Genomic DNA, 15,971 nt, shown 5'->3' on the forward strand with positions numbered 1-15,971 from the left:
GAGTGAACGGTAATGTTTGACATCAACGGCAGTGAATTTTTGATCATTGTTGTGATCGCCGTTATTGTCATCGGGCCGGAGCGTTTGCCCCGATATGCAGAACAGTTTGCGCATTTTGTGCGAGGTATTAAACGGTTTGTTGCTGACACAAAAACAAAAGTTGATACCGAGCTGGGCGATGAAATCAGTTCAGTTGACTGGCAAAAGCTGGATCCACGGCAGTACGATCCACGTCGGATCGTGAAAGAAACGCTCTTCGAAGACACAATTCTCGACCCACACAACGCTTCTAAGATTGATGGTAAATCTGCTGCTCAGGCGGGCTTTGCTGCAGGTGCGGCAGGCTCTTCTTTGGGGTTCGATTCGTATACGCCCTTGGGCGAGGGGAAATCAGCACCATTTGATAATGAAGCAACGTAAGTCTGAGCTCGATTCGTATAAATACCTTGCACACTGTAAGAATGGACATCATGACTATTGAGACACCACGTCCGAGAATCCTCTCGGGAATGCAGCCTTCTAATGACTCGTTAACTTTGGGTAATTACATTGGCGCACTTACACAGTGGGTTGCTCTTCAAGACTCATATGACACGTTGTACATGATGGCAGACTTGCATGCTCTGACCGTTAATCCTGAACCAGAGTCCTTGCGGGCGCGTACTCGTCGTACTCTTGCGCAGTATCTTGCTGGTGGCGTTGACCCGAAACGGTCGACCCTTTTTGTGCAGTCGCACGTTCCACAACATGCAGAACTCGCTTGGATCCTTTCGTGCCAAACCGGTTTTGGTGAGGCTGGACGAATGACGCAGTTTAAAGACAAATCTGCCAAGCAGGGAACTGAAGGTACAACAGTTGGACTATTTACTTACCCTGTTTTGATGGCTGCTGACATTTTGTTGTACAACGCTGCACTGGTTCCAGTGGGTGAGGACCAGCGGCAACACCTCGAACTGACGCGAAACCTTGCAGAGCGCATGAACACTAGGTTCGGGCAAGACACTTTTACGGTTCCAGAAGGTCACATCGTTAAATCGATTGCTAAGGTTTACGACCTGCAAGAACCTACGCAAAAGATGAGTAAGTCAACGACCGGTAAAGGTACGCTATGGCTTCTTGACGAGCCAAAAGCTGCAGCAAAGAAGATTAAGTCTGCTGTGACTGATGCGGGAACCGAGATTAGGTATGACCCTGCAGAAAAACCTGGTGTCTCTAACTTGCTTACGATTTACTCGGTCTTTTCTGGAAAATCTGTTGCGGAACTTGAAACAGAATATGCAGGGAAACAGTATGGTCACCTGAAAGTTGATCTCGCTGAGGTTGTGGCAGAGTTTCTTACAGAGTTCCAAAGCAAAGTGAACGTTTACTTAGACGATCCAGCGCAGCTAGATGCAATCCTTGCTGAAGGTGCCGCTAAAGCCCAAGTTATTGCTCAAGAAACTGTTGAGCGTGTGTATGACAGAGTCGGCTTGCTTGCTCCAAGGCACGGTGCATAAAAAGTGCGTCTTCCAGAACGTAGCGGCGACCAGAAACGGATAGGTATTTCAATTGAAATACCTGAACCGTTCGCTGGTGAACTACAACGAGCGCGCAAAAGTTTTGGAGACCCACTAGCCGACGCTATACCCCCGCATATCACAATTGTGGGACCGACTATTATCGAACCTGCGCAACTTGAAGAGGTGCATCGGCATATCGCTTCGGCGTGTACACGTGTAGAACCTTTTGAGGTTCATTTGCGTGGCAGCGCCACATTTTTGCCTGTTTCGCCTGTCGTATTTATTCAAGTAGTTGCAGGAATCGCGCAGTGCGAAAACTTGGAGCGTGAAGTACGCAGCGGTCTGCTACATCACGAAACCAGATTTAACTATCACCCTCATGTGACTGTTGCGCACGACCTTGACGAAGCAAGTTTGGAGACAGCGTTCCAAACGATGGCTTTTTATGAGGCACAGTTCATGGTGTCAGATCTGCATCTCTTTGAGCATGGTGATGACAACGTGTGGCGTCCGGTGAAGAGCTTTCCGTTAGGTGTTTGAGCCACAGGTGAACAGCACTTCTACACTGTAGTTTTCTATGTGCGGTCAAAAGATTTGGCATATTCTAGTGCAATGCCAGCGGAAATTGTGACTCGAAGCGTTGACCAAGCGAAGACCTCATTTTCGTGGTGGCAACGTACCCGTCTTGCTCGTGCATTGCGTAAGTTTACGCTCGCGAATGGAACTATTCTTGCTGGCGGGATCACCTATCGTGCAGTGTTTTCTCTGGTTGCTGCCCTCACGATTTCTTTTACAGTTTTTGTTCGGTTTGTAGGAGACGATGAAGACTTACGGCAGCAGGTCGTCGAAACAGTAAACACTGCTGTTCCTGGTCTTATCGACGATGGTGATACACCCGGATTGCTGCCTGTGGATGCTCTTGTCATGTCGAGCGGTATGACATTTGCTTCGATTGCCGCGAGTCTTATTTTGTTGTGGTCGGTTGTGACCGCGATGGACTCTGTGCGGTCTTCCGTGCGGGTGATGTTCTCATTGCCGCCTAAAGGGGCTGGCGCGGTTACCGCAAAGCTAAGAAGCTTTATTGGTTTTGTGGCTGTAGCAGCAGCGGTTTTGTTGTCGTCTGTTGCAGGTGTTGTTTTAAACTCTGCGGTGCAATTTTTTGACCGCTATATCGATGTTGGTTCGCTGGATACGGTGCTGGTGACCCTTGGCTCATATGTGGTTACTGTGTGCCTAGATATGCTCGCGTATTTTTTGGTTATCCGTGTTTTAGCGAGTATTAAAGTTACGTTCCGTGATTTTCTGTGGGGTGCAGGTGTTGTCGCTGTTGGCTTCGCGATCATCAGGTTTTTAGGTACGAGTTTTGTGGTTGGGTCGGCGTCTAATAATGCGTTATTTGCCTCTGCAGCGGTTATCGTCACTATTTTGATTTGGCTGTATTTATGTGCACGTATCTTGCTTACAGCAGCCGCTATAACCGCAAATCCGCCGTTGTACTTACTGGACACCATGGCAGATGAAACAACCGCTCACGAGGCTATACAGGCAGCGAGAATGGTGGATGCGGCTGGCGGTGTGGATGCTGTGGAGAGTGCGTACGCTACTGAGCATGCACAGAAGAGCTGGTTTGCTCGTCCAATGACCTATATGGCGGTTGGTGCGCTCATCGGTTTAGTCGTGAAAAAACTGTTGTCGAGGCAACGCTGATATAAAAACGTGTGGGTGGTGAAAACTATAAAAGTTTTCACCGCCCACACGTAAAGAAGAGAGGTTAGAAAGCTCGACGAATCATTGCTTGCTTAACTTCTTGGATTGCTTTGGTGACTTCGATTCCTCGTGGGCAAGCCTCAGAGCAGTTAAAGGTGGTGCGGCAACGCCACACGCCTTCTTTGTCGTTCAAGATTTCGAGGCGCTGAGTTGCGCCTTCGTCACGTGAATCGAAAATGAATCGGTGTGCGTTGACGATTGCTGCTGGTCCAAAGTATTGGCCGTCAGTCCAAAATACTGGGCACGAGGACGTGCATGCTGCACACAGAATGCATTTTGTGGTGTCGTCGAAACGCTCACGCTGTTCAGCGCTTTGGATACGTTCCTTTGATGGCTGGTTACCGTTAGTAATCAAGAATGGCATGATTTCACGGTAAGAAGCGAAGAAAGGTTCCATGTCCACGACAAGGTCTTTCACCACAGGGAGGCCCTTAATTGGTTCAACAATAATGGGCTTTTCTGGGTTGAGGTCCTTGAGGAGTGTCTTACACGCGAGCCTGTTACGGCCGTTGATGCGCATCGCGTCAGAACCACAAATACCGTGGGCACATGAGCGACGGAAGGTCAACGATCCGTCATGGTCCCACTTGATTTTGTGTAAAGCGTCAAGCACACGGTCGGTTCCATACATGGTGAGTGTGTACTCGTCCCAGTAGGGTTCGTCTCCGTGTGAAGACTCAGGCAAGTATCGACGGACTTTGAGAGTGACATCGAATGATGGGATCTCGCCCGCGCCACCAGCAGCTTCAGTGGTGGAGTTCTCAAGTGTCGCAGTCATTAGTACTTCCGCTCCATTGGCTCGTATCGGGTTTGTACCACTGGCTTTGGACCGAGTACTACCTTGTATGTGTCGAACTCGGAAACGTGAGCGAACGCGGCGTCAACTGGTTCTGAAACGGTTGATACCGATGCATCGGTGTCGGTTTCAAGCGGACGACGATAAATCATGGTGTGTTTCATGAACTGTGCGTCGTCACGGTCTGGGTAGTCTTCACGGAAGTGCCCACCGCGTGATTCTTTACGGTTGAGGGCTGCGATTACAGTTACTTCTGCAATGTCGAGTAGGAACCCAAGTTCGAGTGCTTCAAGCAGGTCAGTGTTGAACATTTTGCCCTTGTCTTGGACAGAAACATTCTTGTACCGCGCTTGTAGTTCACGAATGTCAGACAACGCTTGCTCGAGTGATTCCTCCGTACGGAATACCTGAGCGTTCGCATCCATGGTTTCTTGGAGGGCTTTACGTACGTCTGCGACTCGTTCGCCGTCAGGTCGTGTGCGGAGCTCTTCAAGTTGAGCGATCACTTGTGCTGCGGCGTCTTCGGGAAGGTCTGTGAACGTTGCAGTCTTTGCGTAGGCTGCTGCGGTTCGTCCAGCTCGTTTACCAAACACGTTGATGTCGAGGAGCGAGTTGGTGCCCAAACGGTTGGAGCCGTGCACTGACACGCAGGCAACCTCGCCAGCCGCGTAGAGGCCTTTAACAACGTCATCTGCGTTGCGTAGCACTTCTGCATCAACGTTTGTTGGGATCCCGCCCATTGCGTAGTGCGCTGTTGGGTACACCGGAACTGGTTCGGTGTACGGCTCAATACCTAGGTAAGTGCGCGCGAACTCGGTAATATCAGGGAGTTTCGCGTCGATGTGTGCCGGCTCTAAGTGGGTAAGGTCCAACAAGACGTAGTCTTTGTTTGGTCCAGCACCGCGGCCTTCACGTACTTCGTTTGCCATGGAACGGGCAACGATGTCACGTGGCGCGAGGTCCTTGATGGTGGGGGCGTAACGTTCCATGAAACGCTCACCGCTGCCGTTACGTAGGATGCCACCTTCGCCTCGTGCAGCTTCCGAGAGGAGGATACCCAAACCAGCGAGGCCTGTTGGGTGGAACTGGAAGAATTCCATGTCTTCAAGTGGCAATCCGCGGCGTAGCGCGAGGGCCATTCCGTCACCGGTGAGGGTGTGTGCGTTGGATGTGGTTTTGAAGATTTTTCCTGCACCACCGGTTGCGAACACAATCGATTTTGCTTGGAAGATGTGGATTTCTCCGGTGGCGAGGTCATATGCGACCACACCTGTTGCGTTTACTTCTTCACCAGCTGGTACGTGACCTGCTGAAAGGTCATGGTCGACGATGAGGTCGAGTACGTAGAATTCGTTGAAAAATTCGACGTCTTGCTTTACGCAGTTTTGGTAGAGCGTCTGCAAAATCATGTGACCGGTACGGTCTGCTGCGTAGCAGGCTCGTCGGACAGCGGCTTCACCGTGGTTACGAGTGTGGCCACCGAAACGACGTTGGTCGATTTTGCCTTCTGGGGTGCGGTTGAAGGGGAGGCCCATACGCTCAAGGTCAAGGACAGCGTCGATGGCTTCTTTAGCCATGATTTCCGCTGCGTCTTGGTCTACGAGGTAGTCTCCACCTTTGACGGTGTCAAAGGTGTGCCATTCCCAGTTGTCTTCTTCAACGTTGGCGAGCGCGGCGCACATTCCACCTTGTGCTGCACCTGTGTGTGAGCGGGTGGGGTAGAGCTTGGAGATGACTGCGGTGCGGGCATCTGCTGAAGCTTCAAGTGCGGCACGCATACCGGCGCCACCTGCGCCGACGATGACAACGTCATACTGATGGGTTTGCATCTGTTCGATGCCTCCTGTTACGGGCGAGTGGGTTAGGAAGCGGTGCAGATTGACGGGAGGAGTTCTGCTGGGCTTCCTGAAGGGCATGGGTTGAAGGTGAAGATCACGAGGGTGCCAAGCACGACAGTGATAACAAAACCGATTGTCAACAGTGACTTGAGTACTACGCGGGTTAGGTACTTTTCAGAGTAGTCATTGATGACAGTGCGCACTCCGTTGGTGCCGTGGATCATGGCGAGCCACAGCATGAGGAGGTCCCAAGTTTGCCAGAGTGGGTTTGACCATTTTCCGCCAACGAATGCGAAGTCGATGGCTTTAACGCCTTCACCGAGCATGAGGTTAACGAAGAGGTGGCCGAAGATCAGCACAACAAGCACGACGCCTGAAATGCGCATAAATAGCCATGCCCACAGTTCAGTGTTTGTGCGGGATAAGCGTTTGCGTGCGTAGGGGTCGCGTGGGTTTGCGATTGTCGTAGTCATTGTCAGCCTCCAAATACGTGCGACAGGTGACGTGGCAGGAATCCGGCCATGGTCACGACGACTAAACCAATAACAACCCACAGCATGACATGCTGATATTTGGGGCCTTTAGCCCAAAAATCAACGAGGATGATGCGTATTCCGTTGAATGCGTGGAAAACGATGGCGAGGACGAGTCCGGCCTCGCCAAGTCCCATCAGCGGGGTTTTGTAGACACCGATGACAGCGTTGTACGCCTCGGGGGAAACGCGAACAAGTGCTGTGTCGAGTACGTGGACAAGAAGAAACAGAAATATCAATACACCGGTTACGCGGTGCGCAACCCATGACCACATGCCTTCTCGGCCGCGGTAGAGCGTTCCTGCAGGTGCGCTGGGCACTGTGGCGCCTCCTGTGTGCGAGTTTGGTCTGGATGATCGTGGCGAGGGAGCCCGACCTTCTCACATCCTGGGTGGGAAGTGAGTGGCAGAACGACGTCGTCCTGATCCGCCTTTGGGTCTAACTGTAGTGAACTTTTTGGTGTGCTGGGACACACTTGTACGTGAAAACGCGATATTGTGCAGGAAATGTGATCTATCCCACCGCCTGTTTTCTCAATCTGGACATTTTTGTACCTACTGCTGTGTGAGCGTATGCGATGGACCGTGTGTGGGGTTGCGGGTGGGTTGGAAAACTTCAGGACTATAGTGGCACCTAGTCATGTCGTGTCATTGAGTATCCTGAGACACATGACTGAACAAGGCGCGAGCGTAGACCTGCACACCCCTGTAACCGAGAGCGTACCGTTTTATGCAATAGTTCCCGCAGGGGGGAGCGGCACACGGCTGTGGCCGCTGTCGCGTTCTGGTGCGCCAAAGTTCCTGCATGACTTGACTGGCACAGGGCGAACTCTTATTCAGGCGACTGTAGATCGCGTGATGCCTCTGGTAGCAGAAGACGGTGTTGTCATTGTTACGGGCGAGCGGCATGCGGCTGCTGTTTCTGGTCAGCTTCCTGAGGTGAGTGAAGCCAACATTTTTACTGAGCCATCGCCGCGTGACTCAATGGCCGCAATTGGTCTTGCTGCAGCTGTGTTGATGAAGCGTCATGGTGATGTGATCGTCGGATCGTTCGCGGCCGATCACGTTATCGCGGATCAGGTTTCGTTTGAGGCTGCTGTTAAGTCAGGAATTGTTGCAGCGCAGGATGGGTATGTCGCTACGATCGGCATTGCCGCCACGCGCCCTTCCACCGCTTTTGGATATATCCACTGCGGAACATCGCTTGGTTTAGGTGCGGCTCAGGACGTGCGAACAGTATTAAGTTTCACGGAAAAGCCTGATGCACTTACTGCGCAAAAATATATTGCAACAGGTCAATACCGTTGGAATGCTGGCATGTTTATTGCGCGCGCTTCGGTGCTGTTGGGGCATTTGCGTGAACAAAAGCCACAACTGCATGACGGGCTCATGCAGATAGCGCAGGCGTGGGATACGGACGAACGTGCTGCCGTGTTGGCGAAAGTGTGGCCGTCGCTGGATAAAATCGCGATTGACCACGCTGTTGCAGAACCCGTTGCCGCATTAGGGGGAGTTGCTGTGGTTCCTGCCGGTTTTGGTTGGGATGATGTGGGCGACTTTAATTCCTTAGCTGCTCTATTACCTTCTGACGACAATGCAGGATCGAAGGTGCTTGGTGATTCGGGGCAGGTGGTCCGTATTCAAAGCGCAGGTTCTGTTGTTGTTCCATCGGTGAAACGCGTCATTACGGTTCTTGGCTTGGATGATGTTGTTGTTGTTGATACTGATGACGCTGTGCTTGTGACGACACGAGCTAGGGCGCAGCAGGTAAAAGACATCGTTGCTGAGTTACGCGATCGTGGCTTAGACGAACTGACATAAGTGCGCTTCACGGCTATGCGAGCCTTATCCATTTATTGGTAGTTAAAGCACCTTGTGGTATTTTCATGTCATGAAAACGGATGCGTTGAAGCGTTTGGCTGCTTTCTCAGCACTTGGGCTGGTTGTAGCAGTGGGCGCGGTAAGCCCTGCCCAGGCAGGGTGTAAAGGAACATTGAGCGCTGGCTATTGTGTGACTATCGATTCTTTTGCGTCTGAGGCTGTAGTTGTTAATACGATGCTGTTGGAGAATGACTCGAGTAGCGATGACGTGAAGTTCTTTTGTGATTTTGAAACACAGCCTGCCGTTGTTGAGAATGTGGCTACTGGTGCAGGTGGCGCTGTTTCTGAACCGGTAAGACACGCCTTATTCAATGAATTGAGCGCTCAAACTGGTCAAGACATTGTCGAAGCTCTTGCGCACGTGGGCAGCCCGACAGCCGCTCCACAAGTTGACGTGAGGCTGGATGCTGGCCAAAAAACTGAATGTCAGCAAACAGTTGAGCAGTATGTAGTTGAAGCCACATATGTGTCGTACTCAGGTGCGAATGCGCATAGGTTTGTGATCACTGGCACTGTTCCATACGCGGTACACACAGGTCTTGCTGGTCGCTAAATAATGTGAGTGTCCGTTGACTGCTTATAGCCGGTCAACGGACACTTTTGTGCATTGAGTAATGTCTGGGGTTAACCTCGAAGAGTGACCTTTGCTATTGCCTCTCGTATTGATGAACTTCTTGCTGCGTTTGAACCAGAACTGATTGCGATTCGTCGCGATATTCACAGCAACCCAGAACTGGCTCGAATGGAGAAGCGCACGACAGCGCTGATTGCCCGCCGGTTAGAAGAAGCAGGCTTAACGCCTCGTCTGCTCAGTGGCACGGGGCTTACCTGCGATATTGGTCCAAGCGTTGAAGAATCAGGTTATGAACTTGTTGCTTTGCGTGCAGACATTGACGCATTGCCCTTGCAAGAAACAAGTGGTGTGCCATTCGCCTCACAGGTTGATGGGGTCTCGCATTCCTGCGGCCATGATGTACATACGACTGTGGTTCTTGGCGTTGGGTTGGTTTTGGCTAGGCTTGCGCAAGAAGGGCAACTCACTCGTGGTGTTCGTTTAATCTTCCAGCCTGCAGAAGAAGTGCAGCCTGGTGGGGCTTTGGACCTTCTTGCCCAAGACGTGATGGACGATGTTGCCCAAATATTTGCGGTGCACTGTGAACCAAAAATTGATGTCGGCACGGTCGGAACTCGGATAGGCCCGATTACCTCTGCATGCGATACGGTCACGGTTACTGTGACTTCTGCGGGAGGCCATACGTCTCGCCCTCATTTAACTGGAGACGTTGTTTTTGCAATTGGTCGGATGATCACTGAGGTTCCTTCAGTGTTGGGGCGCAGGCTTGACCCTCGAGCTGGGGTGAACTTTACCTGGGGTCACGTGCAAGCGGGGGCAGCGCCGAACGCTATTCCATCGTCAGGAATCATTGCAGGTACGCTGCGGTGCTTGGATGTTTCGGCATGGGAGCGTGCCGGAGAAGTGCTGCGTGAAACTATCGATCATATTGCTGTGTCTTATGGCGTGGAGGTGACCATGCATCATCAGCGTGGTGTTCCGCCCGTGGTGAATGATGAAGACTGCATTCTTCTTGTTGAAAATGCTGCTCGTGATGCGTTGGGGCATAGTGCTGTTTCGCTTACAGAGCAGTCGTTGGGTGGGGAAGATTTTGCGTGGTACTTGACTAAAGCACCGGGTGCTTTAGCTCGTCTCGGCACGCGAACTGTTGGTGGTACGTCATACGATATTCATCGAGGTGATCTTGTTATCGACGAGGCTGCTATTGCTGCTGGAGTGCGTATGCTAGCGCGCGTTGCAACACGTGCAGACGTGTAAGTTCTGTTGTGTAAGTAGTGAATGTGACAGGCTATACGCACGCAGGCTTCTCACATGTCGGTCACTGGGTCGCTCATCGTGAGACAAACCTTTCGAATTGATAACGGAATCACGTTCAGCCCTAGCCAATACTGCACGTTAACGGCTTAACGTTTAGAGTAGGTGTGAATCTACGGAAGGCCTTTCGTAGAAGAAAGACGCTTCAAAGTTGGTACTACACAACTTTGCGCTCATGCGAGAAGGGTGCCTGAAACTCATCAGGCCGATCGCCCGCTGAGTTCCCTACCCCGACTGAAACAGGAGAACTTACGTGAAAAAGTTCGTAAAGATTGCTGCACTTTCAGCAGCAGCTGCATTGACGCTTGCTGCGTGTGGTGACGCACCAGAGAAGACAGAGTCCTCTGCACCAAACACCAGCGCTGAAGGAACCTCAGAGTTCAAGGGCTGCATGGTCTCAGACTTTGGTGGATTCGACGACAACTCATTCAACGAAACTTCGTTCTCAGGTCTTGAGCGCGCACAAGCTGAACTTGGAATCAAGATCGCTGATGCAGAATCAAAAGACGCGAGCGAATACACCACAAACGTTGACACCATGGTGCAAGCAGGCTGCTCGCTCATCTTCAACGTTGGCTTCAACCTTGCTGACGCAACACTACAGTCTGCGCAAAGCAACACAGACCAGCACTTTGCTTTGATTGACTCAGCGCTTGCTGACCCAACAACGTTCGAGCCAATTACGCTTCAGAACGTTAAGCCAATCCTTTTCAACACCCATGAAGCAGCTTACCTAGCAGGATACGTTGCAGCGGGTGTATCGAAGAGCGGAACAGTGGCAACATTCGGTGGACAGCCATACCCATCAGTAACAATCTTCATGGATGGCTTCGTAGACGGTGTAGAAAAGTACAACACCGAAAACGACGCCAAGGTTAAGGTTCTTGGCTGGGACAAAGAGAAGCAGACTGGTTCATTCTCTGAAACCTTCGATGAAATCGGTAAGGGTAAAGAACTCACCGAACAGTTCATCTCCCAAGGCGCAGACATCATCATGCCTGTTGCAGGCCCAGTTGGTGAAGGCGCAATGGCAGCGGCTAGTGGACACGACGACGTTTACATCATTGGTGTAGACACCGACGCATACCTCAAGTACGAGCAGTACCGCGACATCATCCTGACCTCTGTTCTTAAGGGAATGGACACCGCAGTATTTGACACCATCAAAGCTGCAAAAGAAGACTCATGGGACGCAACCCCATACGTCGGAACCCTTGAAAACGGCGGTGTAGGTATCGCTGAATTCCACAACCTTGACAGCAAGGTCTCGGAAGACATCAAGGTTAAGGTAGAAGACATCAAGACCCAGATCGTCTCTGGTGAACTCAAAGTTGAGTCCAAGAGCGCAACTGTCGTTAAGTAGTTAACTACTGAACACCAGTTATGGCCTCGAGATTCTCGAGGCCATAACTATCCCAGTCGCCGTTCACAACGGCACACCAGAAATCTGCGTCACGCATTGCCGCGCGACGCCACACTGATGCATTACAGCACATGGACGCGGAAGGCGTACTGACATGAAGCTGGAACTTCGCGGCATCACAAAGCGTTTCGGTAACTTCACAGCGAACGATAGCATCGACCTCGTTGTGGAACCCGGACAGGTGCACGCACTTCTAGGGGAAAACGGAGCGGGAAAATCCACGCTCATGAACGTCATCTACGGTCTATACGACCCTGATGGCGGAGAAATGCTTCTCGACGATTCACCAGTAACCTTTACCGGACCGGGTGAAGCAATGGCGGCAGGGATCGGCATGGTGCACCAGCACTTCATGCTTGTTCCCGTATTTACCGTTGCAGAGAACGTGATTCTTGGTTTTGAACCTACTTCAGGAAAAACCGGAATCATTGATCTGAAAGAAGCACGCACACGCGTTAAAGAAATCTCAGACAGGTTCGGGTTCAACATCGACCCAGACGCCTTGGTCGAAGATTTACCCGTTGGCGCACAACAACGTGTTGAAATTATTAAAGCGTTGTCCCGTGACGCTAAAGTTCTGATTCTGGATGAGCCCACAGCCGTGCTCACCCCACAAGAAACAGACGAGCTAATTGGCATTATGCGTCAGCTCAAAGATGCGGGAACCTCAATCGTCTTCATCACGCACAAGCTACGTGAAGTCAAAGCCATTGCAGACAAGATTACGGTCATCCGCCGTGGAAAGATCGTAGGATCTGCAGACCCCACAGCTTCAGAGACAGAACTTGCTTCTGCGATGGTTGGTCGTTCAGTGAGCTTGGGCGTAGAAAAAACTGACGCAGTACCTGCCGAGGTGCGACTCGAAGTTCGAGATCTTACGCTTTTGTCAGATCAAGCCGTGCCACTACTCGAAGGTGTTTCCTTTGACGTTGCTTCCGGTGAAATTCTCGCTATTGCAGGTGTACAAGGTAACGGTCAAACAGAACTGACTGAAACCATTTTGGGTACACAACCCAAAGCTCATGGTTCAATCATGCTTAACGGCACGCAATTACTTGGCAAATCGATTCGTCATGTACTTGATGAAGGTGTTGGATTCGTTCCAGAAGACAGGTCCAAAGATGGCCTCATTAGCGCCTTCAGCATCGAAGAGAACATGATTCTTGATGTACACGACAAGCCGCCGTATGCCAAGGGTATGACTCTCGATCTGAAATACATCGAAGAGAACGCACAGAAGTACATCGAACAATTTGACGTTCGAACACAGTCATCTAAATCGTTAGGGTCACAACTTTCCGGTGGTAACCAACAGAAAGTTGTTCTCGCGCGAGAGCTTTCACGCCCACTGCAACTCTTTATTGCATCGCAACCCACGCGTGGCCTTGACGTTGGTTCCATCGAGTTCATTCACAAGCGAATTGTGCAAGAACGCGACCACGGAACCGCAGTCATTATCGTCTCCACAGAACTTGATGAAGTCCTTGCTTTGGCAGACCGCATCGCAGTTATGTATGAAGGCAAAATCATTGGTATTGCACCAGCTGGCACAAGCCGTGACGTGCTTGGCTTGATGATGGCAGGTTTGTCATACGACGACGCTGTTGCCGAAGCCGAAAAGCACACAACAGTGCTTGGTGCTGTTGACGGTGAAAGCGACAACCCGATTGGAGGTGCACTGTGAGTGTCACAGATGAATCAGCGCCCACTCCTGAAACTCAGGAACCGAAGAATGCGCAACCACAAGATTCACGTTGGCTAAAAGCACTGCGTGAAATCGGGTCGAGTAACGCCGTTGTCGTTGTGTGTGCAATTATTGGTGCTCTCCTTTTGGCAGCTGTTCTTATTGCAGCTGCAAACGCTGAAGTGCAACGTACAGCGGGCTACTTGTTCAGCAGGCCCACAGACTTCTTTACAGCAGTATGGGATTCTGTGTACGGGGCATATTCTGCTTTGTTCCGAGGCGCTATTTATGACAGCGAAGCCGAAACTTTCGTCCGTAAAGTAAAGCCGATTACCGAAACATTGACAGCAGCGACACCGCTGATCTTTGCAGGTCTTGGCTTGGGAATTGGTTTCCGATCCGGTCTGTTCAACATTGGTGCACAAGGACAAGTTATCCTCGGTGCCGTTGTATCGGCTTACATCGGATTCGCTTTCCACCTCCCAGTAGGATTGCACCTCCTCCTTGCAGTGCTCGGTGGTTTCCTTGCAGGTGGTGTGTGGGCTGGTATAGCTGGTGCCTTGAAAGCAAAATTTGGGGCCAACGAAGTGATCGTGACGATCATGTTGAACTCCATCGCCGCGTTCTTGATGTCGTACTTGCTGACGACAACAGCGTTTATGCGTCCAGGATCAAACAACCCTGTTTCCCAGCGAGTCTTGGAAACCGCGTTGTTCCCCAAAATCTTGGGAGATGACTTCCGACTGCACCTAGGCTTCCTTATAGCTTTAGCAGCAGCCTGGGGAACATGGTGGCTCATGGAACGCTCCACCATCGGTTTCAAATTCCGCGCAGTCGGATTTAACTCAAATGCTGCTCGTACCGCCGGTATCAAAGTTGAACGCATGTACCTGTACGTCATGCTTGTCGCTGGTGGTCTTGCCGGTATGGGTGGTGTTTCCCAAGCGTTAGGAACCGAGGGCGTGCTGCAAGAAGGTGTTGCAGGAAGCATCGGGTTCGACGCGATTACAGTTGCTTTGCTAGGACGCTCCAAGCCGCTTGGCATTATTGGCGCCGCAATTTTGTTCGGTGCACTTCGTGCCGGATCGCCACTCATGCAAGCCGCAAGCAACACCCCAATTGACATTGTTCAGGTTATGCAAGCGATGGTTGTGCTCCTGATTGCTGCACCACCGCTCGTCCGTGCAATGTTCCGACTCCCATCTCCTGCTAAGGAGGCTCAAGCATGAGCGCCACGACCGTTCTTCCACAGAACTCTAAGTCGCTTGAGGGAGCGCTGCTTCCACCGGTCTCATGGCGTGGTCCAATCACGTACGCGATCATTGGTTTGCTGTGCATCGTTGCTTTTGGACTGACCACAGAATCAACAGATAAAACAACATTCTTGTTGTCGAGCGGACGCGATGCGGTCAAACTCGACCCATGGATGGTGTCTTCTCGTAGCGTTTCACTGACTATTGGCGCGATCATTCTTGCAATTGCAGGATTCGCGGCTTGGGGCGCAATACGCCGCTACCGTTTTGGTGCGTGGCTTCCGTCGCTCGTTGGTGTACTTGCAGTATTTTCCTTCCTTGTATGGTCGGGAGCAGGAAAACCAGAATCCCTTCCGATTCCGTTGCTACTGTCCCAAGGAATTATCTTTGCTATTCCACTAGCGTTTGGTGCAATGGCAGGTCTTATCAACGAGCGTGTTGGTGTCATCAACATTGCTATTGAAGGTCAACTTCTTGCCGGTGCGTTCATAGCCGCTGTTGTGGCATCACTTACTGGCAGCCCATATGTATCGCTCCTTTTTGCACCTCTCATGGGTGCGCTCGTCGGTGCGCTACTTGCCTTCTTTGCGATCAAATACAAGGTCAACCAAATCGTGGTTGGTGTTGTGCTGAACGTTCTCGTTATCGGTGTTACCGGATACTTGTTCTCAACGATTCTTAAAGAGAACAAAGCAACCATGAACACCCCACCTGGGCTGCCAGACATCAAAATTCCACTGCTTTCGGATATTCCAGTGGTGGGATCAGTCTTGTTCGATCAGAACATTCTTGTTTATTTGATGTTTGTTGCCGTCATCGTGTTGCAGTTCTTGCTCTTTAGGAGCAAATGGGGATTACGTCTACGTTCAGTAGGTGAGCACCCTAAGGCCGCAGACACGGTTGGTATCAAAGTGAACCGTACACGCTGGATCAACGTGATGATTGGTGGTGCTGTCGCCGGTCTGGGTGGTGCCGCATTCACTGTTGCTGCCGGTATCGGGTTCGGTAAAGAAATGACTAGCGGTAAGGGTTATATCGCCCTTGCAGCAATGATTCTTGGCCGTTGGAACCCGAACGGCGCCTTGGCCGCTGCGTTGCTCTTCGGCTTTGCTGAGGCGCTTCGAGGCACGCTTTCTATCGTTGGAACTCCTGTTCCAACGCAGTTCTTGGCAATGTTGCCTTACCTCGCCACAATCTTTGCGGTTGCTGGCCTCGTCGGTAAGGTTCGACCACCGGCAGCCGAAGGTGTTCCTTACGAGAAGTAACGCTGTCACGACCTGTGTGGCACCTGCACTGGTGTGGGTGCCACACATGCCGCTGGACAGCTCTTTTTAGGACTGTCCCGTTAAACGCTTTATCTCTCTAGTTGTCTTCGCCCTTCACCTCCATTGGTCGAAGACACAAGCCGAG

The 15,971-nt window shown here is 51.3% G+C and carries 15 protein-coding genes; 11 read left to right on the forward strand and 4 right to left on the reverse strand.

The window, feature by feature from the left end:
* Nucleotides 1–12 precede the first annotated feature (12 nt).
* From ACR9EC_RS00505 to ACR9EC_RS00520, 4 genes are all read left to right on the forward strand, one after another.
* The gene (locus tag ACR9EC_RS00505; protein WP_435299572.1) at nucleotides 13–420 is read left to right on the forward strand and encodes a Sec-independent protein translocase TatB; all 408 of its coding nucleotides are present in this window, start codon (nucleotides 13–15) and stop codon (nucleotides 418–420) included.
* A gap of 50 nt (nucleotides 421–470) precedes the next feature.
* The gene (gene trpS, locus ACR9EC_RS00510) at nucleotides 471–1,496 is read left to right on the forward strand and encodes a tryptophan--tRNA ligase (protein WP_435299573.1); all 1,026 of its coding nucleotides are present in this window, start codon (nucleotides 471–473) and stop codon (nucleotides 1,494–1,496) included.
* Between the two features lie 3 nt (nucleotides 1,497–1,499).
* Nucleotides 1,500–2,039: a 2'-5' RNA ligase family protein gene (locus tag ACR9EC_RS00515; RefSeq protein ID WP_435299574.1), complete on the forward strand. Its 540-nt coding sequence runs from the start codon at nucleotides 1,500–1,502 to the stop codon at nucleotides 2,037–2,039.
* Nucleotides 2,040–2,111: 72 nt separating this feature from the next.
* Nucleotides 2,112–3,206, forward strand: a complete 1,095-nt coding sequence (locus ACR9EC_RS00520; RefSeq protein WP_435299575.1) for a YihY/virulence factor BrkB family protein — start codon at nucleotides 2,112–2,114, stop codon at nucleotides 3,204–3,206.
* Nucleotides 3,207–3,270: 64 nt separating this feature from the next.
* Here the strand turns inward: ACR9EC_RS00520 and ACR9EC_RS00525 are convergent, their stop codons facing one another.
* Genes ACR9EC_RS00525 through sdhC form a run of 4 tightly spaced genes read right to left on the reverse strand, consistent with a single transcriptional unit; the run spans nucleotide 3,271 to nucleotide 6,753 of the window.
* A complete protein-coding gene (locus ACR9EC_RS00525; RefSeq protein WP_435299576.1) occupies nucleotides 3,271–4,044 on the reverse strand; it encodes a succinate dehydrogenase iron-sulfur subunit in 774 nt (257 codons plus the stop codon).
* A complete protein-coding gene (sdhA, locus tag ACR9EC_RS00530; RefSeq protein WP_435299577.1) occupies nucleotides 4,044–5,891 on the reverse strand; it encodes a succinate dehydrogenase flavoprotein subunit in 1,848 nt (615 codons plus the stop codon). Before sdhA ends, ACR9EC_RS00525 begins: the two co-directional genes overlap by 1 nt.
* Before the next feature lie 32 nt (nucleotides 5,892–5,923).
* On the reverse strand, nucleotides 5,924–6,373 hold the full coding sequence (locus ACR9EC_RS00535; protein ID WP_435299578.1) for a succinate dehydrogenase hydrophobic membrane anchor subunit: 450 nt from the start codon (nucleotides 6,371–6,373) through the stop codon (nucleotides 5,924–5,926).
* A gap of 2 nt (nucleotides 6,374–6,375) precedes the next feature.
* Nucleotides 6,376–6,753: a succinate dehydrogenase, cytochrome b556 subunit gene (gene sdhC, locus ACR9EC_RS00540; RefSeq protein WP_435299579.1), complete on the reverse strand. Its 378-nt coding sequence runs from the start codon at nucleotides 6,751–6,753 to the stop codon at nucleotides 6,376–6,378.
* 348 nt (nucleotides 6,754–7,101) lie between these two features.
* Here sdhC and ACR9EC_RS00545 point away from each other — a divergent pair, with 348 nt between their 5' ends.
* From ACR9EC_RS00545 to ACR9EC_RS00575, 7 genes are all read left to right on the forward strand, one after another.
* Nucleotides 7,102–8,253 (forward strand): mannose-1-phosphate guanylyltransferase, encoded by a 1,152-nt coding sequence (locus ACR9EC_RS00545; RefSeq protein WP_435299580.1) that lies wholly within the window; start codon nucleotides 7,102–7,104, stop codon nucleotides 8,251–8,253.
* Nucleotides 8,254–8,323: 70 nt separating this feature from the next.
* The gene (locus ACR9EC_RS00550) at nucleotides 8,324–8,866 is read left to right on the forward strand and encodes a hypothetical protein (protein WP_435299581.1); all 543 of its coding nucleotides are present in this window, start codon (nucleotides 8,324–8,326) and stop codon (nucleotides 8,864–8,866) included.
* A gap of 84 nt (nucleotides 8,867–8,950) precedes the next feature.
* The gene (locus ACR9EC_RS00555) at nucleotides 8,951–10,144 is read left to right on the forward strand and encodes an amidohydrolase (RefSeq protein WP_435299582.1); all 1,194 of its coding nucleotides are present in this window, start codon (nucleotides 8,951–8,953) and stop codon (nucleotides 10,142–10,144) included.
* Between the two features lie 310 nt (nucleotides 10,145–10,454).
* Nucleotides 10,455–11,564: a BMP family lipoprotein gene (locus ACR9EC_RS00560; RefSeq protein ID WP_435299583.1), complete on the forward strand. Its 1,110-nt coding sequence runs from the start codon at nucleotides 10,455–10,457 to the stop codon at nucleotides 11,562–11,564.
* 154 nt (nucleotides 11,565–11,718) lie between these two features.
* Nucleotides 11,719–13,308 carry an ABC transporter ATP-binding protein gene (locus tag ACR9EC_RS00565; RefSeq protein WP_435299584.1) on the forward strand — a complete coding sequence of 530 codons (1,590 nt, stop codon included), beginning with the start codon at nucleotides 11,719–11,721 and terminating at the stop codon, nucleotides 13,306–13,308.
* Nucleotides 13,305–14,537, forward strand: a complete 1,233-nt coding sequence (locus ACR9EC_RS00570) for an ABC transporter permease (RefSeq protein ID WP_435299585.1) — start codon at nucleotides 13,305–13,307, stop codon at nucleotides 14,535–14,537. The genes ACR9EC_RS00565 and ACR9EC_RS00570 overlap by 4 nt, the downstream gene beginning before the upstream one ends.
* Complete coding sequence (locus tag ACR9EC_RS00575; protein WP_435299586.1) at nucleotides 14,534–15,826, forward strand: ABC transporter permease; 1,293 nt, start codon at nucleotides 14,534–14,536, stop codon at nucleotides 15,824–15,826. The genes ACR9EC_RS00570 and ACR9EC_RS00575 overlap by 4 nt, the downstream gene beginning before the upstream one ends.
* The last annotated feature ends 145 nt before the right edge of the window (nucleotides 15,827–15,971 follow it).

This window comes from Timonella sp. A28, assembly GCF_051200815.1.
GTDB lineage: Bacteria > Actinomycetota > Actinomycetes > Actinomycetales > Cellulomonadaceae > Timonella.

Coding starts and splice junctions, on each gene's coding strand:
- ACR9EC_RS00505 (WP_435299572.1), top strand. CDS start 13: ATGTTTGACATCAACGGCAGTGAATTTTTGATCATTGTTGTGATCGCC.
- trpS (WP_435299573.1), top strand. CDS start 471: ATGACTATTGAGACACCACGTCCGAGAATCCTCTCGGGAATGCAGCCT.
- ACR9EC_RS00520 (WP_435299575.1), top strand. CDS start 2,112: ATGCCAGCGGAAATTGTGACTCGAAGCGTTGACCAAGCGAAGACCTCA.
- ACR9EC_RS00525 (WP_435299576.1), bottom strand. CDS start 4,044: ATGACTGCGACACTTGAGAACTCCACCACTGAAGCTGCTGGTGGCGCG.
- sdhA (WP_435299577.1), bottom strand. CDS start 5,891: ATGCAAACCCATCAGTATGACGTTGTCATCGTCGGCGCAGGTGGCGCC.
- ACR9EC_RS00535 (WP_435299578.1), bottom strand. CDS start 6,373: ATGACTACGACAATCGCAAACCCACGCGACCCCTACGCACGCAAACGC.
- ACR9EC_RS00545 (WP_435299580.1), top strand. CDS start 7,102: ATGACTGAACAAGGCGCGAGCGTAGACCTGCACACCCCTGTAACCGAG.
- ACR9EC_RS00550 (WP_435299581.1), top strand. CDS start 8,324: ATGAAAACGGATGCGTTGAAGCGTTTGGCTGCTTTCTCAGCACTTGGG.
- ACR9EC_RS00565 (WP_435299584.1), top strand. CDS start 11,719: ATGAAGCTGGAACTTCGCGGCATCACAAAGCGTTTCGGTAACTTCACA.
- ACR9EC_RS00575 (WP_435299586.1), top strand. CDS start 14,534: ATGAGCGCCACGACCGTTCTTCCACAGAACTCTAAGTCGCTTGAGGGA.